This is a genomic window from Pseudomonas boreofloridensis, assembly GCF_030580795.1.
Lineage (GTDB): Bacteria > Pseudomonadota > Gammaproteobacteria > Pseudomonadales > Pseudomonadaceae > Aquipseudomonas > Aquipseudomonas boreofloridensis.
The window spans coordinates 32,783-56,369 of record NZ_JAUQOQ010000010.1; the positions used below are offsets into that span (position 1 = coordinate 32,783).

Annotated in this window: 24 protein-coding genes and 1 pseudogene; 9 read left to right on the forward strand and 16 right to left on the reverse strand. The window is 65.8% G+C overall.

Annotated elements, in window-relative coordinates; genetic code table 11:
* The first annotated feature begins 535 nt into the window (after positions 1 to 535).
* On the forward strand, positions 536 to 760 hold the full coding sequence (locus Q6A47_RS13685) for a hypothetical protein (protein ID WP_304484566.1): 225 nt from the start codon (positions 536 to 538) through the stop codon (positions 758 to 760).
* Between the two features lie 155 nt (positions 761 to 915).
* On the opposite strand, the gene Q6A47_RS13690 is transcribed toward Q6A47_RS13685, so the two are convergent.
* Positions 916 to 1,353 carry a hypothetical protein gene (locus Q6A47_RS13690; RefSeq protein WP_304484567.1) on the reverse strand — a complete coding sequence of 146 codons (438 nt, stop codon included), beginning with the start codon at positions 1,351 to 1,353 and terminating at the stop codon, positions 916 to 918.
* 288 nt (positions 1,354 to 1,641) lie between these two features.
* Here Q6A47_RS13690 and Q6A47_RS13695 point away from each other — a divergent pair, with 288 nt between their 5' ends.
* Entirely contained in the window at positions 1,642 to 1,989 is a 348-nt protein-coding gene (locus tag Q6A47_RS13695) for a hypothetical protein (RefSeq protein ID WP_304484568.1), read from the forward strand.
* 32 nt (positions 1,990 to 2,021) lie between these two features.
* Here Q6A47_RS13695 and Q6A47_RS13700 read toward each other — a convergent pair whose 3' ends face one another.
* The 7 genes from Q6A47_RS13700 to Q6A47_RS13730 all read right to left on the reverse strand — a co-directional run bounded on the left by Q6A47_RS13700 (position 2,022) and on the right by Q6A47_RS13730 (position 10,720).
* Positions 2,022 to 2,807 (reverse strand): EAL domain-containing protein, encoded by a 786-nt coding sequence (locus Q6A47_RS13700; protein ID WP_304484569.1) that lies wholly within the window; start codon positions 2,805 to 2,807, stop codon positions 2,022 to 2,024.
* A gap of 137 nt (positions 2,808 to 2,944) precedes the next feature.
* The gene (locus Q6A47_RS13705; RefSeq protein WP_304484570.1) at positions 2,945 to 3,442 is read right to left on the reverse strand and encodes a hypothetical protein; all 498 of its coding nucleotides are present in this window, start codon (positions 3,440 to 3,442) and stop codon (positions 2,945 to 2,947) included.
* A gap of 120 nt (positions 3,443 to 3,562) precedes the next feature.
* The gene (locus Q6A47_RS13710) at positions 3,563 to 4,621 is read right to left on the reverse strand and encodes a GGDEF domain-containing protein (protein ID WP_080754760.1); all 1,059 of its coding nucleotides are present in this window, start codon (positions 4,619 to 4,621) and stop codon (positions 3,563 to 3,565) included.
* A complete protein-coding gene (locus Q6A47_RS13715; protein ID WP_240326881.1) occupies positions 4,572 to 5,438 on the reverse strand; it encodes a hypothetical protein in 867 nt (288 codons plus the stop codon). Before Q6A47_RS13715 ends, Q6A47_RS13710 begins: the two co-directional genes overlap by 50 nt.
* A gap of 181 nt (positions 5,439 to 5,619) precedes the next feature.
* Complete coding sequence (locus Q6A47_RS13720; RefSeq protein ID WP_369811502.1) at positions 5,620 to 8,127, reverse strand: PAS domain-containing hybrid sensor histidine kinase/response regulator; 2,508 nt, start codon at positions 8,125 to 8,127, stop codon at positions 5,620 to 5,622.
* Between the two features lie 76 nt (positions 8,128 to 8,203).
* On the reverse strand, positions 8,204 to 9,157 hold the full coding sequence (locus Q6A47_RS13725; RefSeq protein ID WP_304484571.1) for an arsenic resistance protein: 954 nt from the start codon (positions 9,155 to 9,157) through the stop codon (positions 8,204 to 8,206).
* Between the two features lie 81 nt (positions 9,158 to 9,238).
* A complete protein-coding gene (locus Q6A47_RS13730; RefSeq protein WP_304484572.1) occupies positions 9,239 to 10,720 on the reverse strand; it encodes a methylenetetrahydrofolate reductase C-terminal domain-containing protein in 1,482 nt (493 codons plus the stop codon).
* Positions 10,721 to 10,951: 231 nt separating this feature from the next.
* Here Q6A47_RS13730 and Q6A47_RS13735 point away from each other — a divergent pair.
* Positions 10,952 to 12,043 (forward strand): annotated as a pseudogene (locus Q6A47_RS13735) (5-methyltetrahydropteroyltriglutamate--homocysteine S-methyltransferase); the annotation flags it as partial.
* 20 nt (positions 12,044 to 12,063) lie between these two features.
* Here the strand turns inward: Q6A47_RS13735 and Q6A47_RS13740 are convergent.
* From Q6A47_RS13740 to Q6A47_RS13750, 3 genes are all read right to left on the reverse strand, one after another.
* Positions 12,064 to 13,242, reverse strand: a complete 1,179-nt coding sequence (locus tag Q6A47_RS13740) for an acetyl-CoA C-acetyltransferase (protein ID WP_304484573.1) — start codon at positions 13,240 to 13,242, stop codon at positions 12,064 to 12,066.
* A gap of 100 nt (positions 13,243 to 13,342) precedes the next feature.
* The gene (locus tag Q6A47_RS13745; RefSeq protein ID WP_304484574.1) at positions 13,343 to 14,692 is read right to left on the reverse strand and encodes an ATP-binding protein; all 1,350 of its coding nucleotides are present in this window, start codon (positions 14,690 to 14,692) and stop codon (positions 13,343 to 13,345) included.
* On the reverse strand, positions 14,689 to 15,354 hold the full coding sequence (locus tag Q6A47_RS13750) for a response regulator (RefSeq protein ID WP_304484575.1): 666 nt from the start codon (positions 15,352 to 15,354) through the stop codon (positions 14,689 to 14,691). Before Q6A47_RS13750 ends, Q6A47_RS13745 begins: the two co-directional genes overlap by 4 nt.
* Before the next feature lie 150 nt (positions 15,355 to 15,504).
* Here Q6A47_RS13750 and Q6A47_RS13755 point away from each other — a divergent pair, with 150 nt between their 5' ends.
* The 5 genes from Q6A47_RS13755 to Q6A47_RS13775 all read left to right on the forward strand — a co-directional run bounded on the left by Q6A47_RS13755 (position 15,505) and on the right by Q6A47_RS13775 (position 20,197).
* A complete protein-coding gene (locus tag Q6A47_RS13755) occupies positions 15,505 to 15,771 on the forward strand; it encodes a PepSY domain-containing protein (RefSeq protein ID WP_029614391.1) in 267 nt (88 codons plus the stop codon).
* Complete coding sequence (locus Q6A47_RS13760) at positions 15,771 to 16,307, forward strand: cytochrome b/b6 domain-containing protein (RefSeq protein WP_295487320.1); 537 nt, start codon at positions 15,771 to 15,773, stop codon at positions 16,305 to 16,307. The genes Q6A47_RS13755 and Q6A47_RS13760 overlap by 1 nt, the downstream gene beginning before the upstream one ends.
* A gap of 14 nt (positions 16,308 to 16,321) precedes the next feature.
* On the forward strand, positions 16,322 to 17,998 hold the full coding sequence (locus tag Q6A47_RS13765) for a phosphoethanolamine transferase (protein ID WP_304484576.1): 1,677 nt from the start codon (positions 16,322 to 16,324) through the stop codon (positions 17,996 to 17,998).
* 139 nt (positions 17,999 to 18,137) lie between these two features.
* Positions 18,138 to 19,349, forward strand: a complete 1,212-nt coding sequence (gene fabV / locus Q6A47_RS13770) for an enoyl-ACP reductase FabV (protein WP_029614389.1) — start codon at positions 18,138 to 18,140, stop codon at positions 19,347 to 19,349.
* Between the two features lie 161 nt (positions 19,350 to 19,510).
* On the forward strand, positions 19,511 to 20,197 hold the full coding sequence (locus Q6A47_RS13775) for a GNAT family N-acetyltransferase (RefSeq protein ID WP_039580063.1): 687 nt from the start codon (positions 19,511 to 19,513) through the stop codon (positions 20,195 to 20,197).
* Between the two features lie 25 nt (positions 20,198 to 20,222).
* Here Q6A47_RS13775 and Q6A47_RS13780 read toward each other — a convergent pair whose 3' ends face one another.
* The 5 genes from Q6A47_RS13780 to Q6A47_RS13800 form a co-directional block, all read right to left on the reverse strand.
* On the reverse strand, positions 20,223 to 20,564 hold the full coding sequence (locus Q6A47_RS13780) for a HopJ type III effector protein (RefSeq protein ID WP_029615007.1): 342 nt from the start codon (positions 20,562 to 20,564) through the stop codon (positions 20,223 to 20,225).
* A complete protein-coding gene (locus Q6A47_RS13785) occupies positions 20,557 to 20,853 on the reverse strand; it encodes a DUF1244 domain-containing protein (RefSeq protein ID WP_304484577.1) in 297 nt (98 codons plus the stop codon). Before Q6A47_RS13785 ends, Q6A47_RS13780 begins: the two co-directional genes overlap by 8 nt.
* A 9-nt stretch (positions 20,854 to 20,862) precedes the next feature.
* Positions 20,863 to 21,555 carry a dihydromonapterin reductase gene (gene folM, locus Q6A47_RS13790; protein ID WP_039580055.1) on the reverse strand — a complete coding sequence of 231 codons (693 nt, stop codon included), beginning with the start codon at positions 21,553 to 21,555 and terminating at the stop codon, positions 20,863 to 20,865.
* A 74-nt stretch (positions 21,556 to 21,629) separates the two neighbouring features.
* Positions 21,630 to 22,202 carry a putative antibiotic biosynthesis monooxygenase gene (locus tag Q6A47_RS13795; protein WP_304484578.1) on the reverse strand — a complete coding sequence of 191 codons (573 nt, stop codon included), beginning with the start codon at positions 22,200 to 22,202 and terminating at the stop codon, positions 21,630 to 21,632.
* Between the two features lie 123 nt (positions 22,203 to 22,325).
* Positions 22,326 to 22,931 (reverse strand): hypothetical protein, encoded by a 606-nt coding sequence (locus Q6A47_RS13800; protein ID WP_029615005.1) that lies wholly within the window; start codon positions 22,929 to 22,931, stop codon positions 22,326 to 22,328.
* A gap of 199 nt (positions 22,932 to 23,130) precedes the next feature.
* Between Q6A47_RS13800 and Q6A47_RS13805 the strand changes: the two genes are divergently transcribed.
* On the forward strand, positions 23,131 to 23,586 hold the full coding sequence (locus Q6A47_RS13805) for a flavodoxin (protein WP_304484579.1): 456 nt from the start codon (positions 23,131 to 23,133) through the stop codon (positions 23,584 to 23,586).
* The last annotated feature ends 1 nt before the right edge of the window (position 23,587 follow it).

The following is a 23,587-nucleotide window of genomic DNA, read 5'->3' on the forward strand; positions in this document are numbered from 1 at the left end:
CGCCTATCGCCCGTTTGGAGAGCGAGCCGCTTGATGAGCAATGTTCATGTCGATTTCCTTGGTGAAGGATGGCGCGCTTGTGCAACGCAGTGCTGCGCGTCGGACGGTTCCCAAAACTTACGTCGCAGCGCGGCGCACGCCCTCAGCGGCTTGCACTGAGTCAGCGATAGGCCTGAATTCTGTCTGTCGCGGCAATCTCCGCGATCGGGTTTGGCGACCCGGGACAACTTGGCGCAGCGGCGCCCCACACGATTGCAGGCGCTTTTTTTGCGTCCGCAGCCTCGTGCCATGGCGGCTGTGCGTGGGAGACCTGCGGGTCTGCCGGGTTCCAAGTTCCCGGTTCGCCAACCTGCGTACAGCTGCCACCCAATTGTTTGGCGACGATGCGTGGCAGCTCCAACCTAACTTGGAGTTTCATGCATGCTCACCGCTATCCCTCGCAGGATCCTCGCATCCGTTCTCCGCCGCTCTGCACGTGGCGCCCCTCCATACCCCGCTCATACCGAATTCAAGCAACAGCCCAGGCAGGTGCGTCATGACTGACCGGGAGCGGCTTTCGACCATTCAATCCTATGCCTGGACACTCGAGTTACTGGGCGAGGCGCTGGCCCAGCAGGATGACTTGCTCGAGTGCGAGCACAATCCGCAGTTGAGTGTGCACAGTACGGCGGGCATTCATCAGGCGATCCGTATCATCACCCGGTTGATGGCAGAGCAATGCGGTGCGTTGTTCGACGGCTGTGGAGGAGAGGGCCAGTAGCCGGTAGGGGAGTTGCCTCGCGGTGAAGTGACTGGGTGTTCTCCAGGCGTTGCTCAGTAAGTACACAGCCTTGAGGCCTGTAACTCTGCGCGGATCTGTGGCGACACGAGGCTGCTCCCATAAGACGCGCGCGACAGTGTCGGATGGTGTGGATTTCAGAACGTGTGTGACAAGCGTTCACGCATTCGACGAATCACCTTTACCCGCTTGCATAATTGGCGGTAGCGACGGCTGTTGAAGCAGGCGAGGGCCGCGCAAGATGACAGCATGCCGATCACAGAGAAGATCTCCATTCCGGGCTTCAAGTACATCAACGCGCTGGCCAGCAAGTAAAGGACCAGCAAGACGACGATTACCCATGTCGCTTCACTGGTGCCGCGCATGACCGCGTATTGAGCAGGCCCCACTGTGAACGCGCCCGCCGCCAGCATGCCGATGGAGTACAGGTGATAGTTGGGGTCAGATTTAAAAAAGAATGCCGCGACGGCATCGGTGGCTATGACCGATACCGTTAATGTCAGTAAAAGGCCTAGGATCGCGACTGGGTAGAATCGCTTAATAAACGTAAAGATGGGAAATGTCAGTATCGTCATGGCGAATCCCGCAAATTAGCTTGGCACATGCTCAGAACTGCCTTCGACCCCTGCGCAGATGCCGATTGATGCATCGCGCGGCCCAATAGCGCAGCGAGTGCCCGGTGATGGTGAGTTCGAGAGCTTAGAAATTCAGCGCTTTGATGTATGTCGGACGCGTCTTGAACAGAGCCGCGATGAGTCGGGCGCACGAGGTAGAAGGATGAACGGGGACGTCCCTCAACCCATTGACGCCCCCCAAACCCCACGCTACGTTGCCCCTACCACACCGCCCGCCCCCCAACCGCCATGAGCTACGACATCATCCTTCTCAAGCCAGACGACCTCGATATCGACGACCTGCAAGACCTCGACGAGGTGCACGAGATCGGCAGCGAGTCATTCGTACTCGACGCACTCAATGCCGTATTCCCCGGCTGCATCGACGGCTTTTTCGCCCACGGCGAGACCTGTACGGTCGAAGGCAGCCTCAGCGGTCAGCCCGTCACGTCAGTGCATTTATCGCTCAGGTTCGGCGCCGCCTGGTCCGATGCTTCGTTCAGCGAAGTCGAACAGCAACTGACGCGGCTGTGCCAATCGCTACAGGTGTGCGCATTCTCGGTGGATGACAACTCGCGCCTTGCCGGGCCGCTTTGATCGCATCGCTGGCGAGCCACTGCGCCTCGCGCTCAGCCGCGCAGCCGCTCCACCAGCGGCAATGCATTCACTTCAGGTTTGGCAAACAGATACCCCTGCATCAACTCCACCCCCAGCCCGGACAGGGCATCGCACTCGGCCTGGGTCTCGATGCCCTCGGCGACCAGCGTGATGCCCAAGCGCAGCGCCACCAGCACGATGCCGGCGACGATAGCCTGGCGCACGGGGTCTTTGCTGATGCGGCGGGTCAGGGCCATGTCCAGCTTGAGGATGTCCGGCTGGAACTCGGCCAGCAGGTTCAGGCCCGAATAGCCCGAGCCGAAGTCGTCGATGGCGGTGGTGAAGCCCTGGTTCTTGTATTCGGCGAAGATCGACTTGAGGTGTTCGGGATCCTCCACGCGCTCACCTTCGGTCACTTCGAAGATCAGTTTGTCGGCCGGGAAGTCGAAGGTGCGGGTGGCTTCCAGGGTAGCGCGAATGCAGGTGCTGGCGCGGTAGACGGCGTTGGGCAGGAAATTGATGCTCAGCTTGCAGTGGTCCAGGTGATTCAGGCCCAGTGCCGCCGCTTGCTCGATGGCTTTGACCCGGCAGGCCTGGTCGAAGCGGTACATGTTGTCGGCCGAGACCTTGGCCAGGATGTCCGCCGCGCCTTCGCCGTTCAGCCCGCGCACCAGCGCCTCGTAGGCGAAGGGCTTGCCCGTGGGCACATGGACGATGGGCTGGAACGCCATGGTGATGTCGAAACCCAGGCTTTCCAGGTTGCGGCACTGGGCACAGCCAATGGCTTCGAAGGGCTGGGGAAAGATGGGCTGGCTCATGGCGGCTCCGGGCTAAGGCAGTGAAGTCGGCTGTGGGTTGGCGTTCTGATGACGCAAGCCCTCGGCTTATTCGATCTCGGTCAGAGCTTGGACCACCGCCTGTCGCAGACGTGCCGAACGACGCTGAACAAAGCCGCTTACGGACGCGTCTGCGCCGCTTGCCCGTCACCCTGCGGCGGCACCAGCGAGGCCAGGGCCTGGCGCAGGCTGGCGAGATCCTCGAAATGACGCTCGCGCACCACCTTGCCCTGGTCCATGTCCAGCCACTGCACGGTTTCGCGATCACCCGCGTAAAGTTCGGCCACCTGGCCGTCGCGGTCGAGCAGGATGCGGTAGTTGGCCGAGCGCATGTTCGGCACCAGGAATTTGAGTACCAGCCCCGGCACGCGGGCGATGTCGGCGACGAAGACCACCTTGCGGGCATCCAGATAGCCGGGCTGGGTGTGCTCCACGGCGCTGTTGACCAGGTTGGCGGTGGCGTGGCTGCGGGCGATCAGTACCACGCGTGTGGTTGGGTCCAGGGTGTAGGCGGTGTCGAACTGGTCCTTGAGGGTCCAGGCCGCCGGCGCGCTGGTCTGCGCCTGGGCGAGCGCGCTGGTGCAGGCCAGCACGAGGGGAATGAGGAAGCGGCGCATCGGGGAGGCTCGGGCAATGAGGAGTGCCGAGAGTAACGGCAGGAAGGGGCGTTGGAAACCATCGACTCGCCGACCGGGGCCTATTTCATCCGCCCCGGCAACGACTCACCGGCGCGCGTGTCACACCGGCAGGCCGGTGGGGCTGCCCAGTTGCACGCGGTCCTTGCCGGCGCGCTTGGCCCGGTACAGGTTGCGGTCCGCATGGATGAGGATGTCCGACAGCGCCTGGCCGTGGACGAAGGGCACCAAGCCCGCGCTGAAGGTGAAAGGCGCGGGGGCGTCGCGCGACTGACGTACCTCCTGTAGCAGGCTTTCTGCCCAGGCCACGGCCCGCGAAGCGTCCTGGGTATTGAGAATGATGCCGAACTCCTCGCCGCCCAGACGGCCGACATAGTCGGCCCCGGCCTTGGCTTTCAGGCGCCGGGCCAGCAGGCACAGCACCTGGTCGCCCGCCGCATGGCCGAGACTGTCGTTGACCCGCTTGAAGTCGTCGATGTCGATCATCATGAAGTAGCCCGCCGGGTGGCTGGCGACGAAACGCTCGAAGCGCTCCATGAGCGCGCGGCGGTTGAGCAGGCCGGTCAGGTGATCGGTCTCCGACAGCGTGCGGTAGTGCTGCTCCACGTCCAGGGTGACCTGCAGCGCGCGCAGGTAAGTGCGGCTGTTGATCCAGCCCAGACCAATGGAAAAGGTCACGAACAGCGCCAGATAGCTCCAGCGCGCGCTGTCGTGCGCGGAGCCGGCGAAGGGCCAGACCAGCAGCCAGGTGAGCGAGGCGACCACCAGGTAATCCATCGGTCCGCGAATCAGCAGCGAGGCACCGACCACCGCCAGCACCGTCAGGGGCAGGGCGTAGTGTTCGTACAGCAGCGGGTATTCCTCGAAGATCAGGCGAAAGCCGCTGACCGCTGCCAGGACGAACAGCAGCCCGGAAAACCGCCAGACGCGGTGGGAAACGGTGAAGGTCTGGATCAGAAACAGCCCTGACAACGTCGCCAGGGTGACCCAGGCGCCGGGCCGGCTGAGGCGTTCGGCCAGCATCACATGCACCAGGCCCCAGGTGACGATCACCAGCAACTGGACGGCAATGATGCCCTGGCGCAGCAGCAGCCGGATACGCTGTTCATGGCTAGCCGAGACACTGGGCATCGGGCTGAGCGATTCGAGATTCCTGGGCATCCACACACAACTCCATGCTGACCTGCGCGACGGCGAAATTGATTGCCATGGTGTGCCTGACCAGCTCGGCGAAGGCCGGTCGCATTTCCACCAGCGTGCCCACACAACGGAAGTAGCCCTTTTGCTCGCCTTCGCGTACCAGCCGCATCAGGTGGGTCTTGGACACGCACAGGCGCGCCGACAGCTCGGCGTAGGTCGAGACCTTGTAGCCGCCGCCCACCGAGCGATGGGCCAGGGCGTCGAGGTGCAGCGCCAGCATCGGCAGGTGACCGCCGTCCTTGTTCATGATCCATTTGGCGCCCGGCAGCAGGCTGTCGAGCATCAGATCGGCCTCGAGCAACTGGCCCAGCCTGACGAAATAGTCGCGCAGCCAGGGCTGCGGGTTCTCCAGGTCCAGCGTCAGGGCGCCTGGGCGCAGCAACTGGGCGGGCAGCAGATAGGCGCGGGTGACATTGACGGCTTCTTCCAGCGCCGTGCGTGTCGGTCGGTACAGGCGCAGCCGGGCGTCCTCCGGGTGCGTCCAGACATGCATGTAACCGGTGATCATGAAGAACGAGAAGTACGATTCGAGGCTGTTGCGCGACAGGTAGCCGCGCTGCTCGCAGAACTCCTTGACCCGTGACAGCGGTGTCAGCGGGTCGCGGAAGTGGAAGCACAGCAGCGCCATCACCACCATCAGCCGGTCGTACTTCATCAGGCTTTTGTAGAAGAAGGGTTTGCGCCGGTAGTGGCCGAGCATCAGCTCCAAGTGGCGAGTGACCGCTTCATCGATGTCGCCTCGGTAGCATTCGTCGATCCCGTGTTGCAATCGACCCATCAATTCGGCTCGCTTCATCGATTCCCCGCGTACCCGACAGAAGTGACAATCATTGCCATCATTTGGCCAGATGCGAGTATACGGCGTTGCTCTGGGTGTCCCGGTCCACCCCAAAAATGTTTCGCGCCAGCGCGATGGCGGCGATCAGCCGGTGAGTATGTTCAGGTGCGGCAGGCGCGCCTCACACCTCGCCCATCGCCGCCCGCACCCGCGCCGCCAACTCTTCCACGGCGAAGGGTTTGGTCAGCACCTGCATCCCTGCCTCCAACTGACCATCGCCCACGGCGGCGGTCTCGGCGTAGCCGGTGATGAACAGGATGCCCAGGCCCGGACGCAGTTCGCGGCCGGCGTCGGCCATCTGCCGGCCGTTCATGCCGCCGGGCAGGCCGACGTCGCTGATCAGCAGGTCGATGTGCACGTCCGAGCGCAGCACCTTGAGCCCGGCGACGCTGTCGGCGGCCTCCATCACCGCGTAGCCCTGGTCGCGGAGCACATCGGTGAGCAGCATGCGAATGGTCGGCTCGTCGTCGACGATGAGGATGGTCTGCCCCGCGCGCGACGCGGCATCGTGCGACTGTTCTTCCAGGTTCTGTTCGCGCTCGACATCGCCCACGTAGCGCGGCAGGTAAATGCTCACTTCGGTGCCGACGCCCACCTCCGACTGCATACGCACCTGGCCCCCGGACTGCTTGGCGAAGCCGTAGATCATCGACAGCCCCAAGCCGGTGCCCTGGCCGAGGGGCTTGGTGGTGAAGAACGGGTCGAAGGCCTTGGCCACCACGTCGGGGCTCATGCCGGTCCCGGTGTCGCTTACGCTCAGCGACAGGTATTGGCCCTGGACCAGGTCCAGGCTGCGTGCCACCTCGTGGTCGATCCAGCGGTTGGCGGTCTCGATGCGCACGCGACCGCCGTCGGGCATGGCGTCGCGGGCATTGATGCACAGGTTGAGCAGGGCGTTTTCCAGTTGGCTGGGGTCCACCCGCGCCGGCCACGGATGGCTGGCGCCGAGTGTCTCGATGCTGATGGCCGGGCCGACCGTGCGCTGGATCAGGTCGGTCATGCCCATGATCAGCGCGTTGACGTCGGTCGGCTGCGGGTCGAGGGTCTGGCGCCGGGAGAACGCCAGCAGCCGGTGGGTGAGGGCAGCGGCGCGGCGGGCGGCGCCCTGGGCGGCGGCGATGTACTTGTCCAGGTCGGTCAAGCGACCCTGGGCCAGGCGCGCATTCATCAGTTCCAGCGAGCCGGAGATGCCGGTGAGCAGGTTGTTGAAGTCGTGGGCCAGGCCGCCCGTGAGCTGCCCGACCGCTTCCATCTTCTGCGACTGCCGCAGTTTTTCCTCGGCCTGCATCAGCTCGGCGGTACGCTCGGCCACCCGCTGTTCGAGGGTGTCGTTGAGGGCGCGCAGGGCGGCGGTGGCGCGGTCGCGCTCGGCCTCCAGGGTGCGCCGGTCCTCGACATCGATGAGCACGCCGGGGAAATCCTTGGGCTTGCCATCGGCGTAATCGACCCGGCCGTTGGCTTCCAGCCAGTAGTAGCAGCCGTCGGCGCGGCGCACGCGGTACTGGTGGGCGTAGGCGCCGCCACGGCCGATGGCGTCGTCGATGGCGGCGATCAACCCGGCGCGGTCGTCCGGGTGCACGGTGGCGATCACCTGTTCCAGGCTCAGCCCCGTGCGGCCCAGTGCCGGGTCGAGGCCGAAGGCCTGGGCGAAGGCCGGGTCGACGGTGAAGCAGTTGGTGGGCAAGTCCCAGTGCCAAGTGCCGATGATGGCCCCGGCGGCCAGGGCCAGTTGCACCCGCTCGATGTTCGAGCGCGCCAGTTCCTCGCTTTCACGCAGCCGTTCCTGGGCGTTGCGGCGGGCGGTGACGTCGTTGAAGAAGATGCCGATCTGCCGCTCGCTGGGGTCGCCCACCGGCACGGCGCGCACGTCGAACCAGCGGCCGAAGGCCTCGGCGTAGTTCTCGAAATTGGCGGGCTCGCGGGTCTTGGCGACATGGCCGTAGGTCTGGAACCAGAAGCTTTCCAGGTCTGGCGCGTATTCGGTGACCCACTTGCCGCGCAGGTTGACCCCCGACTCGCGCTCGAAGGCCGGGTTGACCTCGATGAAGCGGTAGTCGACCGGTTCGTCGCGTTCGTCGAACTTGACCTCGACGATGGCGAACGCGGTTTCGATGGTCTCGACGATGGTGCGAAAGCGCTCCTCGCTCTTGCGCAGGGCGGTGGCGGCCGAGCGGGTGTGGGTCAGGTCGAGCATGGCGCCGATCATGCGCACGGCCTGGCCCTGGGCGTTGCGGATGACGTGGCCTCGGTCGAGCACATCGGCATAGCCGCCGTCGCTGCGGCGGAAGCGGTACTCGTCGGTCCAGGCACTGCCTTCGCCATCGATCACGGCATGGATCGAGGTGTGCACGCGGGCGCGGTCTTCGGGGTGGATGTGCTCGAACCACCATTCGCCGGTCGCCAATATCTGCGCGGGCGAATGGCCGTAGGCCTGTTCCAGGGCAGGGTTCCACTGCACATGGTTGCACACCAGGTCCCAGTCCCAGATCGCGTCGTTGGTGGCCTTGGCCGCCAGGCGATAGCGTTCCTTGGTTTCGTCCAGGTGCTCGACGTCCAGGCCGGCCGTGGTCAGGGCTTCGCGCAGGCGCGCCACCTCGGCTTCAAGTTGTTCGCGGGTCAGGTCGTTCACGGTCGTTTCCACTTGAAGCACTCACGAAAGGCTTCTCGATGATAGCATTTTGCCTTGCTTGCCGACGGCCCGGTGTTTAGCGCACCAGCCGCGGAATCAGCCGTACATAGACCAGTTCGCCGATCAATTCGATCAGCGTCTGGGTGATCACCGCGGCGGCGGCCAGCGCCCTCAACGGCTCCGGCAGGGCCAGGGCCAGCGGCAACACCACCAGCGAGTTGCGCGTGGCGGCGCTGAAGCTCACGGCACGCGCCTGTTCTGCCGGTAGGCGCAGGCACCGGGCGCAGGCCCAACCGAGCACAGGCGCCAGCACCATGAAGCCGATGTACAGCGGAATCAGCGGCAACAGGCGGGTGACATCCTCAGCCAGCGCGGCGATCTGCGAGCCGATCACGGCCAGCAGCACCAGCGCCATGGCCGGTACGGGCAGCCAGGCCCAGGCCGCGTTCCAGCGCGCCAACACGACCGAGCGACGAGCCCCGGCGCCGCTCAGCACGGCCAGGGTCAGCGGCAGGACGATCAGCAGCATGAAGGCTTCGACGAACGGCGCGACGGAAAGTGCCACAGGTGGCGAGCCGTCGAGCATGACGGCCAGGTACAGCGGCAGCAGGAGCAGTTGCAGCACCAGCAGCAGCGGCGTGGCCGCCAGCGTCAGGCGTGCGTCGCCCCGGCCCAGGTGGGTGAACACCACCACGTAGTCGATGCACGGAGTGAGCAGCACCAGCAGGGCGCCGATCAGCAGGGCGGGGTGGTCCAGCAGGGAACGGGTGGCGGCCCACACCAGCAGCGGAACGAGGACGAAGTTGGCCAGCAGCAGTGCGGCGATGAAGCGCCGGTTGGACAGGCTCTGGCGCAGGTCCAGAAATGGAATCTGCAGGAACATGGCGTACATCAGCACGGCGATGGCGGGCGTGATCAGCGCCTGCAGGGTGCTGCCCACGCCCGGCGCGAGCAGGCCGATGGCGAGGGCGATGCAGACGGTGCCGAGATAGACGGGAATCTGCTGGGTTTCGAGTTGGTCGCGGGTCACGCGGGCATCCTGATCGGCGGGTGGACTGGGCGGCTCATGATGCCAGGGATGGCGGACAATGAGGTTCCGGCCCGCGCCAGGCTAGCCCTGCGTCAATTCCTGCTGAGCCTCGTTGCCCACGCTCGTCGCGGATTCGGCAAACCACCGAGGCCACGAACTGCGCTGCCGCCCGCCCACCTCCACGCACGGAATCAGGCGCTGCGCGAGCACCTCGGTCTGCCCCACCGACACCGCCGTGCGGTACTTGCGGCTATGGATGCATTCGCGGTCGCCGAACTCGCAGCGGTTCAGTTGCGTCCCGCCACACGGCCCGTTGGCCAGGCCTTTGGGGCAGGTTTCCGGGCAGATGTACAGGGTGTCCTGCAACCGGCACTGCCCGCAAGTATCGCACCCCACCAGCGGCCGCTTGAGGCTGCGCTCCAGCCGGTGCAGCAGGCGCGCCGCCTTGGGCGCGGACCACAGGGGCTGGCGCACGCCCCAGCCGAATGCCCTGCTGAGCAGCGTCTGGCGGTCGAACAGTTGATGGTGCAGGGCCGACAGCAGGTGGTAGCGGGTCTGTTCGAGCGCCGATGCACGCACCCCGCGCTGGCCTTCCTGCCAAGGGTGGCCAGGCGGGTGGAAGCTCACCGTTTCCACGCCCGCCATCTGCCAGGCCTGGTCCCAGGCTGTCTGCCAGTCATCGAGCGTCTGCACCTGCGCCAGGCGGGTGTCGAGCGCCTGCTCCAGCGCCACGAACTGCTCCAGCGAATGCACCCCGGAGAGGTTGATCCCGGCATAGCCCAACAAACGCAGGCCGATGATTTGCAAGGCCAGGCGCTCGATGCCGCGCTGGCTGGCGAAAGCCTTGGACACGGCGGCCTCGGCGGTCAGCACCCGGCGCATGGCCGGGCTGACGGTGACGCCAGCGACATGCTCGAGCATCGCCGCACGACCTTCAGTGAGCGCCATGATGCAGGCCAGCATGGGCCGGGGCGTGGGCTGGCGCTGCATCCAGCGCTGGGCCTCGCGGTATTTCTGGAAGTCGAAGCCCAGTTGCAGGATGAAGAAGTCGGCCCCGGCCGCGAGCTTCTTTTCGGCCTTGAAATACTGCGCACCGCCTTCCTCTTCGCGGTACTTGAACGGATTCAGCGCCGCGCCCAGCAGCCAGTCGGGGCGCGCCTGACGCACGATCTGCAGCGCCGCCACCGACTCCAGGTAACGCACCGGACGCTGCCCCGGCGTGTGACCGGGCAGGCGGTCGCCGGTCAGCACCAGCAACTGGTCCAGGCCGGCGGCATCCATGCGCGGCAACTGCGCCAGCAGCTCCTGGCGCTCACGGTCCTTGCCGGAAAAGTGCAGCAGCGTCGGCACCGGCGTCTCGAAACTCTGGCAGGCGTCGAGCGGCGACAGATCCAGCGCGCTGCCGACGCGATCGCCGACCGACACCGCCAGCGGCCAGCCGCACAGGTGCTCGCGGGCCATGATGCTGGCCAGCTCGGCGAAGCGCTTGGCCGAAGGCTTGGGCACGAACTCCATGACACAGACGAAGGAGTGGTCGTGCAGGGCTTGTCTGAGCAGGCTCATGAAAAATACCGAAGGACGGGCAGGATCACAGTGTTGCCTGGGCGCAACGCGGCGGCTTGTCTGCACGCGTACGCGACCGCTCTGGAACAGACACAGGCGCCAGGGCGCGACGCAGAGGTTAGGTCAAACATGAGGAAAAATGAACTTGATCTCAAATTTTGTGAGTTTGTCTCACGTTCTGCGTACCGCCAGAATTCGCTTCATCGAATTTTCCACGGCAGGGGTAGGACAATGGCACTGGCACATAACCTGGGTTTTCCACGCATCGCACATGATCATGCGTTGCAAAAAGCCCTGGACGCCTTCTGCGCGGGTGAATTGGATGAGGCCGGCCTGCGTGCCGTCGGTCGCACGTTGCGCGCCAGCCATTGGCAGGCGCAGAAAGACGCCGGTATCGAGTTGCTGCCGGTCGGCGACTTCGCCTGGTATGACCCCGTGCTGACCCATTCGCTGGCCTTCGGTGTGATCCCCGAGCGCTTCGGTCAGGCGCCAGGCGCTGCCTCGACCGTGCACACCTTGTCCGACCTGGCCCGTGGCGCTGCCCATGGCCAGGAAACCACCCAGTGGTTCGATACCCCTCACCACTTCGTGGTCCCGCAATTGAGCGCTGACCAGCGTTTCACCCTGAGCTGGGAGCCGTTGTTCGAGGAGGTCGACGAAGCCAAGGCCCTGGGTCATGCGGTGAAACCCGTGGTGCTCGGTCCGTTGACCTACCTGTGGCTGGGCAAGGCCAAGGACGCCGGGTTCGACACGCTCGAACTGGTTGATCGCCTGCTGCCGCTGTACGACGACATCTTCAATCGCCTGGCTGCCCAAGGCGTGGAATGGGTACAGATCGACGAGCCGATCCTGGGACTGGACCTGCCTCAGGACTGGAAGAATGCCTACGAGCGCGTTTACAACATCCTGCAACGCGCACCGCTAAAAAAGCTGGTGGCCACTTACTTCGACGGGCTTGCAGGCAACCTGGGGCTGGCCGCCAACCTGCCGGTCGATGGCCTGCACATCGATCTGGTGCGCGCCCCTGAGCAGTACCCGATCGTCCTCGACCGTCTGCCGGCTTACAAGGTGCTGTCGCTGGGGGTGGTCAACGGCGGCAACGTCGGCGCCAGCGACCTGGACAACGCCTTCGAGGTGCTGCGCCATGCCGCCGAGCGCCTGGGCGACCGACTGTGGGTGGCGCCGTCGTGCCCGCTGCTGCACGGTGCAGTGGAGCAGGGCGGTGACCACTGCGTCGATTCGAAAAGCGCGCTGGCTTTCGCCGTGCAGAAATGCCGGGAAGTGGTGCAACTGGCCAAGGCCGCCAGCGCCCCGGAGCTGGCGGTCCTGCAGAAGACGGCGGCCTAGCGCCGCAGCGTCAGCGCCACGCCTTGGCCACCGCCGATGCACAGGGTGGCCAGACCTTTCTTCGCGTCACGCTTGATCATCTCGTGCAGCAGGGTCACCAGCACCCGGCAGCCCGAGGCGCCAATGGGATGGCCCAGGGCGATGGCGCCGCCGTTGACGTTGACCTTCGCGGCGTCCCAGCCCAGTTCCTGACCCACCGCCAGGGCCTGGGCGGCGAAGGCTTCGTTGGCTTCGATCAGGTCAAGGTCCGCCAACTGCCAACCGGCTTTGTCCAGGCAGCGACGGGTCGCCGACACCGGGCCGATGCCCATGATCGCCGGATCCACCCCGGCGCTGGCGTAGCCACTGATGGTGGCCAGCACCGGCAGGCCCAGCGCCTGGGCTTTTTCCACGCTCATCAGCAGCACCGCAGCGGCGCCATCGTTCAGGCTCGACGCGTTGCCCGCCGTGACGCTGCCATCGGCTTTGAACGCCGCCCGCAGTTTGCCCAGCGACTCGGCCGTGGTGCCGGGGCGCGGTTGCTCGTCGGTGTCGAACACCCGCGGTTCGCCTTTGCGCTGGGGAATGTGAATGGGCGTGATCTCGTCCTCGAAGCGCCCGGCCTCGATGGCCGCCAGTGCTTTGCGCTGGGACTCGGCGGCAAAGGTGTCCTGGGCCTCGCGGCTGATGCCGTATTGGCTCACCAGGTTCTCGGCGGTGATGCCCATGTGGTAGTCGTTGAAGGCGTCCCACAGGCCGTCGCTGATCATGCTGTCGACCAGTTGACCGTGACCCATGCGCTGGCCGGTGCGTGCCGAGGGCAGCACGTACGGCGCCAGGCTCATGTTCTCCTGACCGCCGGCGATCACCACCTCGGCATCGCCGCAGCGAATCGCCTGGGCCGCCAGGTGCACGGCCTTCAGGCCCGAGCCGCAGACCTTGTTCAAGGTCAGTGCCGGCACCGCGTGGGGCAGGCCAGCCTTGACCGCCGCCTGGCGCGCGGGGTTCTGCCCGGCGCCTGCGGTGAGTACCTGGCCGAGGATCACCTCGTCGACCTGCGCCGGGTCCAGGCCGGTCTGGGCCAGCAGGCGCTGGATCACCGCAGCGCCCAGGTCGACGGCCGAGACGTTGGCCAAGGCCCCTTGGAAGCTGCCGATGGCAGTGCGGGTGGCGGCGACGATGGCGACTTCTTTCATTGTTGTTCTCCGCAGACGGTGAAGGATGGCACAGCATCCCTGGCGGGCGCTGATTTGAGAAGTTTGTTTTTCTTTGCCATTGATCGGCTTTGCAAATGAATCAGCTCGGCACCCGCACGCGCACGCCGAAGCCGCCGCCCTCGCGGTTGAAGAACTCCAGTGCGCCATCGAGCTGGTCGATCACCAGCGCCACGATCGCCAGCCCCAGGCCGGCGCCGGCCGGGTTGTTGGCGCTGTAGAAACGGTCGCTCAGGCGGGTGAGCGCTTCGCTGGCGACGCCGGGGCCTTGATCGAGCACCTGCAACTCGGTCCAGCCCGGTTGGCGGCGCAAGGTCACGGTGATTTCGCTGCCGGGCGGGCTGAATTGCAGCGCGTTGCCCACCAGGTTCTGCAGCATCACGGTCATGGCCGTCGGGTCGGCGTGTACCGGGCTGGGGCCGTCTTCGTCCAGCACCAGTTCCACGTCGCGGCGCAGCGCCAGCGGGGTCAGTTCGGCCAGCTCCTCGCGGGCCAAAGCGTCCAGCTCGATGCGTTGACGGGCCTGGATCAGCGGTTCGAGGCGGGCCATGGTGAGCAGTTGGCTGGCCAGGCGCGTGGCGCGGGTCACACCCTGTTCGAGCAAGGCCAGCGCTTCGTCGCGGGCCGCCGGGTCCGCTGCCCGGCGGGCGTTGCTGGCGTGGATCGCCAAGACCGCCAAGGGCGTGCGCAGTTCGTGGGCGGCGTCGGCGATGAAGCGTCGTTCGCGCTCCAGCAGGCGCGTGAGTTGCAGCAGTTGATGGTTCAGGGCATCGGCCATGGGCGCCAGCTCTACGGGCAGCGCGGCGCTCGACAGCGGTTCGAGGCTGTCGATGGGCCGCGCGCGCAAGTGGCGGGTGAGACGGCGCAGCGGGCGCAGGCCCCAGCCCAGCAGCAGCCAGATCAACAGCGCCAGGCTCGGAATGCCGATCAGCGCCGGGGCCAGCGCCTGGTCGGCGATGCGCTGGATCAGGTCCTGGCGCAGGTCGTCGCGCTCGCCGACCCAGATCAGCAGCCCGCGCTGGCTGTCCTGAAGGAGCACGCCGCACCAGTCCTGGCCCAGGTACAGCACGTCGTGGATGCCGGGGGCAGGCGGCGTTTCCAGCGGTGGGGCGTCGGCCGAGCGCATCAGCAGTTCGCCGTCGCTGCGCCAGATCTGGAAGGCCAGGTTGATTTCGTAGGGATGACTGAGGATCGAGGCGCTGGACTGGTCCATGGCCTGGTCCAGTGCCTGGCGGATCGCTTGCCAGTCGGCGTCGGCGGGCATCTGTCGCAGCAGGCCCTGGAGCACTCGCGCGGCCTGCACCAGTTGGGCGTCGTAGACGTTCTCGATTTCCCGGTGGTGGTCGCGCAGCACGCTGAGCACCAGCCCGAGGCTGCCGATGACCACCAACAACAGGGTGGGCAGCAGGATGCGCGTGCGCATGGCGATCATGGCGTGCCCTCGATCAGGTAGCCGACGCCGCGCACGGTGCGGATCAGCCGGCTGTCGAGCTTGCGCCGCAGGTTGTGGATCAGCACTTCGAGGGTGTTGCCCGGTCCGTTCTCCTGCCAGCCGTAGAGCCCGTCGGCCAGGCGTTCGCGGGTCAGCACATGGCCGGGGCGGGCCAGCAGTTGGTGCAGCAACTGGAACTCCATGGCGGTGAGGGTGACCGGTGTGCCCTGGTAGCTCACGGCGTGACGGGCCGGGTCCAGGCTGACCCCGGCGTGCTCGATCAAAGGCTGCGCACGACCCTGGCTGCGGCGCAGCAGGGCGCGGATGCGCGCCTTGAGCTCGTCCACCTCGATGGGCTTGACCAGGTAGTCGTCGGCGCCGGCGTCCAGGCCGAGAATGCGGTCGCGGGTGGTGTCGCGGGCGGTGAGGATCAGCACCGGCACATCGCCGTCGGGCTGGGCGCGCAGGTCGCGCAGCAGGCTCAGGCCATCGCAGCGCGGCAGCCCCAGGTCGAGCAGCACCAGGTCGAAATGCTCGGCACGCAGCGCCGCCGCAGCGCTCAGCCCGTCGGCCAGCCAGTCGAGGGTATAGCCTTCGTCGCGCAGGGCGCTGCGGATACCCTGCGCCAGGGACTGATCATCTTCAACCAGCAGGACGCGCATGCCAGGGGTCTCTTTCCCGTGAAAGCCGCCATGATGGGCCTTGCGGCCAGGCCCTCGTCCAGTGAAATGTAACCAGTGATGACTGACTAAGCTGGCATTAAGCTTGGCGGCCCATCGTGCCTGGCACCTTCACCACATGAGTTCGATGCCATGCGTACCTTCCTTGCCCTCGCCCTGCTGCTGGGCAGCAGCGCCAGCTTCGCCGCCACTCAATGCACCACCGCCGACAAGGCCACCTGGCAGGACCCGGCGGCGTTCCAGGCCACACTCAAGGACCAGGGCTACACCATCAACAAGTTCAAGGTCACCCAAGGCAACTGCTACGAGATCTATGGCTTCGACAAGGACGGGCGCAAGGTCGAGATCTATCACGACCCGGTCTCCGGCAAAGCGGTGAAGACCGAGATCGAAGACTGATGTGCGCGGCCAGCGTGCGGCTGTGGGACCCGCTGCTGCGACTGTGTCACGGGTCGTTCGCCGCGGTGTTCGTCGCCAACTACTTCCTCAACGAGGAGGGCGAGCGCTGGCACCAATGGCTGGGCTACTACGCGGCGGGCTGTCTGGCGCTGCGTGTGCTCTGGGGCTTCGTCGGTCCACGCAGCGCCCGCTGGGCCGATTTCTGGCCCACGCCGGCGCGCCTGGCGGCCCATGCCAGGGCCTTGCTGCGCGGGCAACCGTTCCACCGCCTGGGCCATTCGCCGATTGGCGCGTTGGTGATGCTGGCGATGCTCGGCTGCATCGGCGGTCTGGGCCTGAGCGGCTTTCTGATGCGCGAAGTGGACGCGCTGTGGGGCGCGGACTGGCCGGCCAACCTGCATGCCTGGCTGGCCGACGGACTGTTGGTGCTGGTGTGCGTGCACCTGCTGGCGGCGCTGGTGGAGAGCCTGCGTTTGCGCGAGAACCTGCCGCTGTCGATGCTCACCGGCCGTCGCCGCGTGCCTGACGATCACTGACCGCGAGAGCCTTCATGTCGATGTTCTTCACCTTCATTCGACGCAATGACAGCGCCGCCGCTTGGCTGCGCCTGCTCGTCCTGGCCAGCCTGAGCTGCGTGCTGCTGCTGGCCGACGATTTCATCCAGCAACGGTTCAGCCCCAACAACCGCGCCGAACTCGAGGCCGGCTGGGTGGCCGGGCTGTGGGTGTTCTGCCTGGCCCTGTGGCTGTGCAACCTGCGCGGGCTGGTGGTGGCGATCCTGGCAGTGTTCGCCAGCATGCAACTGCTGCAACTGGCCAACATCAGCTTTTTCGGCGAGCCGCTGAGCGCCATCGACATCCGCAGCCTGCTACGCGAGCCTGGCGAAGTCGGGCAGACCGCCTGGCACAGCCTGGGCGCGCACTGGCATGCGGCGTTCAGCGTGCTGTTGCCCTACAGCCTGCTGATTGCGCTGCACTGGCAGGTGCCTTCGCAGGTGACCCTGCCCGCCAGCCGCTGGGCGCTGGTGCTGATCGCCCTGGTACTGCTGGCCAAGCCGTACCGGGCCACCTACCGCAACCTCGATTCGTTCACTCCGGGGCCGACCCGCAGTGGGCTGCACAACAGCCTCAATGCCTATTCCGCCTGGGCCGTGCGCCTGGCGCTGCGCAGCGAGCCGAGCCTGCCCCCGGCGCCGTTCGCGCCGTACCGGTTGAGCGCGATCCCCAGCACGGCCAAGCATGTGTGGCTGGTGGTGGCCGATTCGCTGCGCAGCGAGCGCATGGGCGTGTACGGCTACTCACGGCAAACCACGCCCAAGCTTCAGGCCTACTTGCGCGAGCATCCCAGTGCCGTGTTGCGCCCCGGGGTGTCGGCGGGCGTGGCGACCGATGTGAGCTTGCCTTATCTGCTCAACCCGATCCGCGAGCCCGGCCAGGACCACTTGCTGCGCGAGGGCCAGGTCAATCTGTTCCGCCTCGCCCGCCAGGCCGGCCTGCGCACGCACTGGATTTCCTCGCAGGAGTCGCGGCTGCTGGCGCACCTGGGCAGCCGCTACCTGGACGTGTCGATCACCCGCGAGGACCACCCGCTGCGCTTTCTCGAACGTCAGGACCATGCGCTGCTGGAGATTCTCGACCGCCAGCGCTTCGCCGAACGCAATTTCGTCGTGCTCAACCTGCGCACCGCGCATCTGCCTTATGCCCAGAACTACGTGCATCAAGGCGGCAAGGCACCGTGGCCGGACCAGGGCGCGCAGGCCCAGGGCAACGCCTACGACAACTCGATCCATTACCTGGACGGGCTGCTCGATGAGCTGATCGCCCGCTTCGACCAGCTCGACGGCGAGCGCTACCTGGTGATCACCGGCGACCACGGCCAGCGCCTGGGCGAGAACGGCCAGTGGGGGCACAACGACCTGGTGCCGGAAGTCAGCGACGTGCCGATGATCGTCATCAGCCGCGACGCGCCGCAGCAGGCGCTGGAGGCGCTGAAGCGCGAACGCTGGATCAGCCACTACGAGATCGGCAAGTGGTTGGCGGCTCGGCTCGGTACGCGCATCGACAACCCCAACCTGCGCGCCAACGAGCACTTCGTGCACGGCAAGCTGCTGTTCAGCGACAACTTCATCCAGCCGGTGTGCGAAACCCCGGCGGGGCTGGTGCACCTGCCGCCGATGCAATTGAGTCAATGGCTGGGCAAGGCGCGGCTGCAGGGCTGTGGGTCGTGAGCAGGGCATCGGGCATGGAATCTCGCCCAGGCACTCCGTAATATGTGTCGGATGACCTGTGGGGGTAGTCTCACCCCCTGATCGAACGGAATCGCCCTCGACGGCGCTTCCCCAGCATAAACCTGACGAGGTACAGACATTGGCCATCATTCATCCCAAGGTACGCGGTTTCATCTGCACCACGACTCACCCCAAGGGCTGCGAGCTCAACGTCCGTGACCAGATCGAAGCCACCCGCAAACTGGGCGTGCGCGAGGATGGTCCGAAGAAAGTCCTGGTGATCGGCGCCTCCAGTGGCTATGGCCTGGCCGCGCGCATCACCGCAGCCTTCGGCTTCAAGGCCGACACCCTGGGCGTGTTCTTCGAAAAACCAGGCACCGAGACCAAGGCCGGGACCGCTGGCTGGTACAACGCCGCCGCGTTCGATAAATTCGCCAAGGCCGACGGCTTGTACAGCAAGTCGATCAACGGTGACGCGTTCTCCGACGAGGCGCGGGCCAAGGTCATCGAGCTGATCAAGAACGAGATGGGCGGCAAGGTCGACCTGGTCATCTACTCCCTGGCCTCGCCTGTGCGCAAACTGCCGCAGACCGGCGAACTGGTGCGCTCGGCGCTCAAGCCGATTGGCCAGCCGTACAAGTCGACCGCCATCGACACCAACAAGGACAGCATTATCGAGGCCAGCATCGAGCCGGCCACCGAGCAGGAAATCGCCGACACCGTCACCGTCATGGGTGGCCAGGACTGGCAGCTGTGGATCGACGCCCTGAGCGGCGCCGACGTGCTGGCTGAAGGCGCGCGCACCGTGGCCTTCAGCTACATCGGCACCGAGATCACCTGGCCGATCTACTGGCATGGCGCCCTGGGCCAGGCCAAGCAGGACCTGGACGAGACCGCACTGCGCCTGGACAAGAAGCTGGCCGCCGACGTGAAGGGCGGGGCCAACGTGGCTGTGCTCAAGTCGGTGGTCACCCAAGCCAGCTCGGCCATTCCGGTGATGCCGCTGTACCTGTCGATGGTGTTCAAGATCATGCAGGAGAAGGGCGTCCACGAAGGCACCCAGGACCAGCTCGACCGCATGTTCCGCGATCGCCTGTACCGCGCCGATGGCGCCCCGGCCGAAGTCGACGAAAAGGCGCGCCTGCGTCTGGACGACTGGGAACTGCGCGATGACGTGCAGGACGCCTGCAAGGCCATGTGGCCACAGGTGACCACCGAGAACCTGTTCGAGCTGACCGACTACGCCGGTTACAAGAAGCAGTTCCTCAACTTGTTCGGCTTCGAGCGCGCCGATGTCGACTACGACCAGGACGTGGCCACCGACGTGCGTTTCGACTGCGTCGAGCTGTAAGCCAGACCACCGCCGCGCCGTCACATGATGGCGGTGCGGTGGCCCTTATTTTTGAAATACCTTGTAACAACTTCCTTGGCAATCCCTGCCGCTTCCCTTGACCTCCCTGTTCTATACAGCAGCTACTGGCCGCTCATTTTGCGCGGGCCACAGGAGCATGCATGGGCGTATTAGAAAAACTACAACAGCGCATCCGTCAGAAAGGCTTCAAGCGTGTGTGCAAGACTCTCTTCGAGCGCTACGTCTTCTTTCACTGGGAATTGCTCTGGACCGAACGTGACCTGACCACGCCGGCGCCCGAACACCGGCTACGCGCCCATCCCCCGGTCACCCGACTGGAAATCACACCGGACAACGTCGAGGCATTCGCCGGCAACTTCGCCGATCGCGTGCAGACCATGGCCGAGCTGGCCCGGGAAGGGCATACGGGTCTGATGTACGTGGACGAGCAAGGGCAGGCGGTCGCGTTCATCTGGGCCAGTACCGGCGACTACCACGACCGCCATTACTACGGCTGTACCTTCGCCATCGAGCCGGGCGAGTACTTCCAATTCGGCGGCGAGATGACCCGGCGCTACTTCGGCAGCGAGCTGTCGGTGACCGCCCAAGCCGATATGTGGCAGCTCATGCACGACAGGGGCTACCGCAAACTGGTGGATGTGGTGGAGACGCACAATGTGCCGGCGATGAAGATGCACCTGCGCATGGGCTACCGCGAGCAGGGCCGGGTGACCCATATCTACGGGCTGTTCGGGCGTTGGAAGTTCTCCCGGCAGACGCGCTATCGCGGGGCGCGCCTGGAGGCGTTGCGCACGCCCGGGGTGACGCGGCCGCTGTCGTCCGGTTGAGGGGACAGCCGCCGCGCTTGCCGCCTCAGGCGTTGCGCGTGAGCGGCGGCGCTTCGAAGGTCACCCCGGCCAGGCCGTGGATCATCAGTGCGCGAATGTTGGCGTGGTCGCTGCCTTCGGGCGTGGCCAGCACGCTGCGGTAGTGCTCGCCGAACGCCAGCAGCGCTTCCTGGTCGCTCAGACCTTCGAGCAGGGCCAGGCCGAGGGTTTTGCACGAGCCTTCATTCTGCCCAGCGGCACTTTTCACGCCGCCGTTATCGAAGGCCTGGGGCTGGTACTGGTAGTTCGCGGCGACGAAGGCCAGGGTGTCGGCGAAGGCATGTTCGCCGCTGGCCAGACGGCTACGCAGGGTGTTCAGGTCAGTCACGGGGTTTTCCTTGTTCGAACGCCGCTTTCTGCTCGGCGCTGGCTTCTTTCTGGTGGAGGGCTTTCCACTCGGCGTAGGGCACGCCGTAGACCGCCTCGCGGGCGTCGTCCAGGCTCAGCTCGACCTGGCGCTCGTCGGCGGCAGCCTTGTACCACTTGGACAGGCAGTTGCGGCAGAAGCCGGAGAGGTTCATCAGGTCGATGTTCTGCACGTCGGTGCGCTGTTGCAGGTGATCGACCAGGCGCCGGAAGGCGGCGGCTTCGAGTTCGAGTTTCTGTTGCTCGGTCATGGTCTTGCCTCAGGTCATGCGGTTCTTCAGATGGCGGCCACCGTTGATGACCACCTGGCTGCCGGTGCTGTACTGGCTGTCGAGCAGGAACATCACCGCCTCGATCAGCGGCTGGGCACCGGGTTCGAATTCCAGCAGGGCCTTTTTCAGGGTCTGCTGGCGATACTGTTCGTCGCCGCCCTCCTTGAGGATCAGCAGGCCGGGCAGGATACCGTTGACGCGCACCTTGGGCGCGTACTTTTCGGCGAACGACAGCACCATGTTCTGCAACGCAGCCTTGGTGGCGGCATAGCCGATGTGGCTCTTGCTGCCGCGCGAAGACGTCTCGTCGCAAATGTGGATGATGTCGGCCTTGTCCAGTTTGGCCAGGTGCTCGCCAAGGGCCAGGTTCAGGTGGTAGGGCGCTTCGACGTGCAGTCGGAACATGGTGTCCAGGCTCTGCAGGTCGTCGTCCAGCCACAGCGACGCATTGTGGATGATCGCGCGCAGGCCGTCGTAGTGCTGCTGCAGGTGCTCGATCAACGCCAGGCGGTCGGCTTCGCGGGTGAGATCGGCCTGGAATTGCCGGATGTTCGGGTGAGCCGCCTGTGGCTGCAGGCGGCGGCTGGCGCTGACCACCTGATGGCCGGCCTCGGCCAGCGCCAGCGCCAGGGCCAGCCCGACGCGCTGGCTGGCTCCGGTGATGAGGATTGGGCTGTTCATGTGCGGGGCAGTCTGTTCGTCCGTTCGTTCGGGCCCCAGCATACCCGAACTGTGCAGGCTTGCGAGTCGCCCGCTCAGCGGCTGCGCAGGCCGTCGCGCGGTGCCTGCGGCGTGCGGCGCGGCGCATGCAGCCACGCGGCTAGCAGCCGAGTGGACAGGGGGATGAACAGGTACACCATCAAGGGCGTCAGGGCCAAGGTGCTGACCAGCACGCGCGGCAGCAAGGGCAGCGGCGCCAACCAGTGGCCGAACAGCAGGTTGAACAGCAGCGACACTGGGAAGAATGCCAACCAGATGGCCGTGGCCTGCTTCCAGCGCGGCGGCGTGCGCACTGTTTCGGTGCCGAACCAGCCCTCGATGCCGCTCACGCGCCGCTCTTCGGGGCGCTCGAACAGCCCGTCGCCGCGTTGTAGCCAGGCTCGCCGCGAGGCCGAGTGCTCCCAGGCGTGCAGGGTGGGCTCGTCGCTGAAGCGAAAGATGATCTGGAAGGCGTCGTCCTCGGCGGGTGGGGCGAGGATGCCGGAGCCGAGGTAGCCGGGAAAGTCGGTGGCCAATTGCTCGCCTTCGTGCAGCCAGGCCAGCAGGTCCTGGTAGCGGCCATCGGCGGCGCGGCGCGACACCATGAGGGTGACGGGTGCGGTAGACATCGTGTATCTCCTGACGACGGGGCTGGCGGGTAGCCGGCCCCTGGCCTGTGCCCGGGGTGGTGGGCGACGCAGGCTGGTATGCAAGAATCGGGCGCGGAGTATGACAGCCGTCGAGGTGATCGGTCAGGCCGAGGTGCGGGCGTTCAATTCGGGATGCGCCTGCAGGATGTATTCGCGCAGTCGGTCGATTTCATCAGGCGCACTGTGGGCCAGGTCGTAGGCCGCCAGGTCGGCGTCGATGCACCGGCGCAGCGTGCCGATCAAGGCGATCGGTTGCAGCCCGCACGGGGCGAAGAACAGCTCGAAGCGAGCCGGTGGCGGGCGCTTGCCGCGCACTTCCAGCAGCACCCCTTTGAACGAGATGTCGCGTACCCACAGCGTGCTGGACTTGCCCTGTGCATCGAGCAGGGCCGTGGGCGGGGCCAGCGACAGGCGCCAGGGCCGCAGCCTGGGGCCTTCTTCGTAGATTTCCGGGGAGCCCAGTTGCAGGTGCACCGCGTGGAATTCGTCCTCGACCAATTGCAGGGGAATGCTGATTTGCTGGTTGTCCAACTGCGCCTGCAACGTGACCTGCTCGCTGGCCACCAGGCGAGTGAGCAATTGCTGCAGGCGCGGGTCGCCGTTGACCAGCAGGCTCGCGCTAGGCGCTGGCTGGTTCAACTGCGGCACATGCTGCATGTCCTGGATGAAATCCAGCTCATCCTGGGTGAGGAGGGCGTCTGCTGGCATGATCGGGCTCGAATCGGGCGTTTTCACGGAGTTTTACGCAGCCATGGACTGAAAATGCAGGCAAAGGTTCAGGCCGCTGGACAGGCGGTCATCGCGCTCGACCCTCCTACCCGGCCTGAACGACCGGCAGCATTAGGCATTTTCCCGGCGTCGAGTGCTAGTATCCTACGCTTTTACTCGGTTTCGGAATCCTCTGTTGATGAAAGTCGCCATTATTTCCGGCTCGGTGTACGGCACCGCCGAAGAAGTTGCCCGCCACGCTGAATCGCTGCTCAAGGCCGCCGGTCTTGAGGCCTGGCATGCCGCCCGCGCCAGCCTCGACGACCTTCGCGGCTTCGCGCCCGAAGCCTTGCTGGCCGTGACCTCGACCACCGGCATGGGTGAGTTGCCAGACAACCTCATGCCGCTGTATGCCACCCTGCGCGATGTGCTGCCCGGCGAATGGCGCGGGCTGCCGGGCGCGGTCATCGCCCTGGGCGACTCCAGCTACGGCGACACCTACTGCGGCGGCGGCGAGCAAATGCGCGAACTGTTCGCCGAACTGGGCGTGCACGAAGTGCAGCCCATGCTGCGCATGGACGCCAGCGAGACAGTAACCCCGGAAGCGGATGCCGAGCCGTGGCTGGCGCAACTGGCGGCGTTGCTCAAAGGTTGAT

Excerpts from the sequence above, each read along its gene's own strand:
- Q6A47_RS13685 (WP_304484566.1), top strand. The coding sequence starts at position 536 with ATGACTGACCGGGAGCGGCTTTCGACCATTCAATCCTATGCCTGGACA.
- Q6A47_RS13690 (WP_304484567.1), bottom strand. The coding sequence starts at position 1,353 with ATGACGATACTGACATTTCCCATCTTTACGTTTATTAAGCGATTCTAC.
- Q6A47_RS13695 (WP_304484568.1), top strand. The coding sequence starts at position 1,642 with ATGAGCTACGACATCATCCTTCTCAAGCCAGACGACCTCGATATCGAC.
- Q6A47_RS13700 (WP_304484569.1), bottom strand. The coding sequence starts at position 2,807 with ATGAGCCAGCCCATCTTTCCCCAGCCCTTCGAAGCCATTGGCTGTGCC.
- Q6A47_RS13705 (WP_304484570.1), bottom strand. The coding sequence starts at position 3,442 with ATGCGCCGCTTCCTCATTCCCCTCGTGCTGGCCTGCACCAGCGCGCTC.
- Q6A47_RS13710 (WP_080754760.1), bottom strand. The coding sequence starts at position 4,621 with ATGCCCAGGAATCTCGAATCGCTCAGCCCGATGCCCAGTGTCTCGGCT.
- Q6A47_RS13715 (WP_240326881.1), bottom strand. The coding sequence starts at position 5,438 with ATGGGTCGATTGCAACACGGGATCGACGAATGCTACCGAGGCGACATC.
- Q6A47_RS13730 (WP_304484572.1), bottom strand. The coding sequence starts at position 10,720 with ATGAGCCTGCTCAGACAAGCCCTGCACGACCACTCCTTCGTCTGTGTC.
- Q6A47_RS13740 (WP_304484573.1), bottom strand. The coding sequence starts at position 13,242 with ATGAAAGAAGTCGCCATCGTCGCCGCCACCCGCACTGCCATCGGCAGC.
- Q6A47_RS13745 (WP_304484574.1), bottom strand. The coding sequence starts at position 14,692 with ATGATCGCCATGCGCACGCGCATCCTGCTGCCCACCCTGTTGTTGGTG.
- Q6A47_RS13750 (WP_304484575.1), bottom strand. The coding sequence starts at position 15,354 with ATGCGCGTCCTGCTGGTTGAAGATGATCAGTCCCTGGCGCAGGGTATC.
- Q6A47_RS13755 (WP_029614391.1), top strand. The coding sequence starts at position 15,505 with ATGCGTACCTTCCTTGCCCTCGCCCTGCTGCTGGGCAGCAGCGCCAGC.
- Q6A47_RS13760 (WP_295487320.1), top strand. The coding sequence starts at position 15,771 with ATGTGCGCGGCCAGCGTGCGGCTGTGGGACCCGCTGCTGCGACTGTGT.
- Q6A47_RS13765 (WP_304484576.1), top strand. The coding sequence starts at position 16,322 with ATGTCGATGTTCTTCACCTTCATTCGACGCAATGACAGCGCCGCCGCT.
- Q6A47_RS13775 (WP_039580063.1), top strand. The coding sequence starts at position 19,511 with ATGGGCGTATTAGAAAAACTACAACAGCGCATCCGTCAGAAAGGCTTC.
- Q6A47_RS13785 (WP_304484577.1), bottom strand. The coding sequence starts at position 20,853 with ATGACCGAGCAACAGAAACTCGAACTCGAAGCCGCCGCCTTCCGGCGC.
- folM (WP_039580055.1), bottom strand. The coding sequence starts at position 21,555 with ATGAACAGCCCAATCCTCATCACCGGAGCCAGCCAGCGCGTCGGGCTG.
- Q6A47_RS13795 (WP_304484578.1), bottom strand. The coding sequence starts at position 22,202 with ATGTCTACCGCACCCGTCACCCTCATGGTGTCGCGCCGCGCCGCCGAT.
- Q6A47_RS13800 (WP_029615005.1), bottom strand. The coding sequence starts at position 22,931 with ATGCCAGCAGACGCCCTCCTCACCCAGGATGAGCTGGATTTCATCCAG.
- Q6A47_RS13805 (WP_304484579.1), top strand. The coding sequence starts at position 23,131 with ATGAAAGTCGCCATTATTTCCGGCTCGGTGTACGGCACCGCCGAAGAA.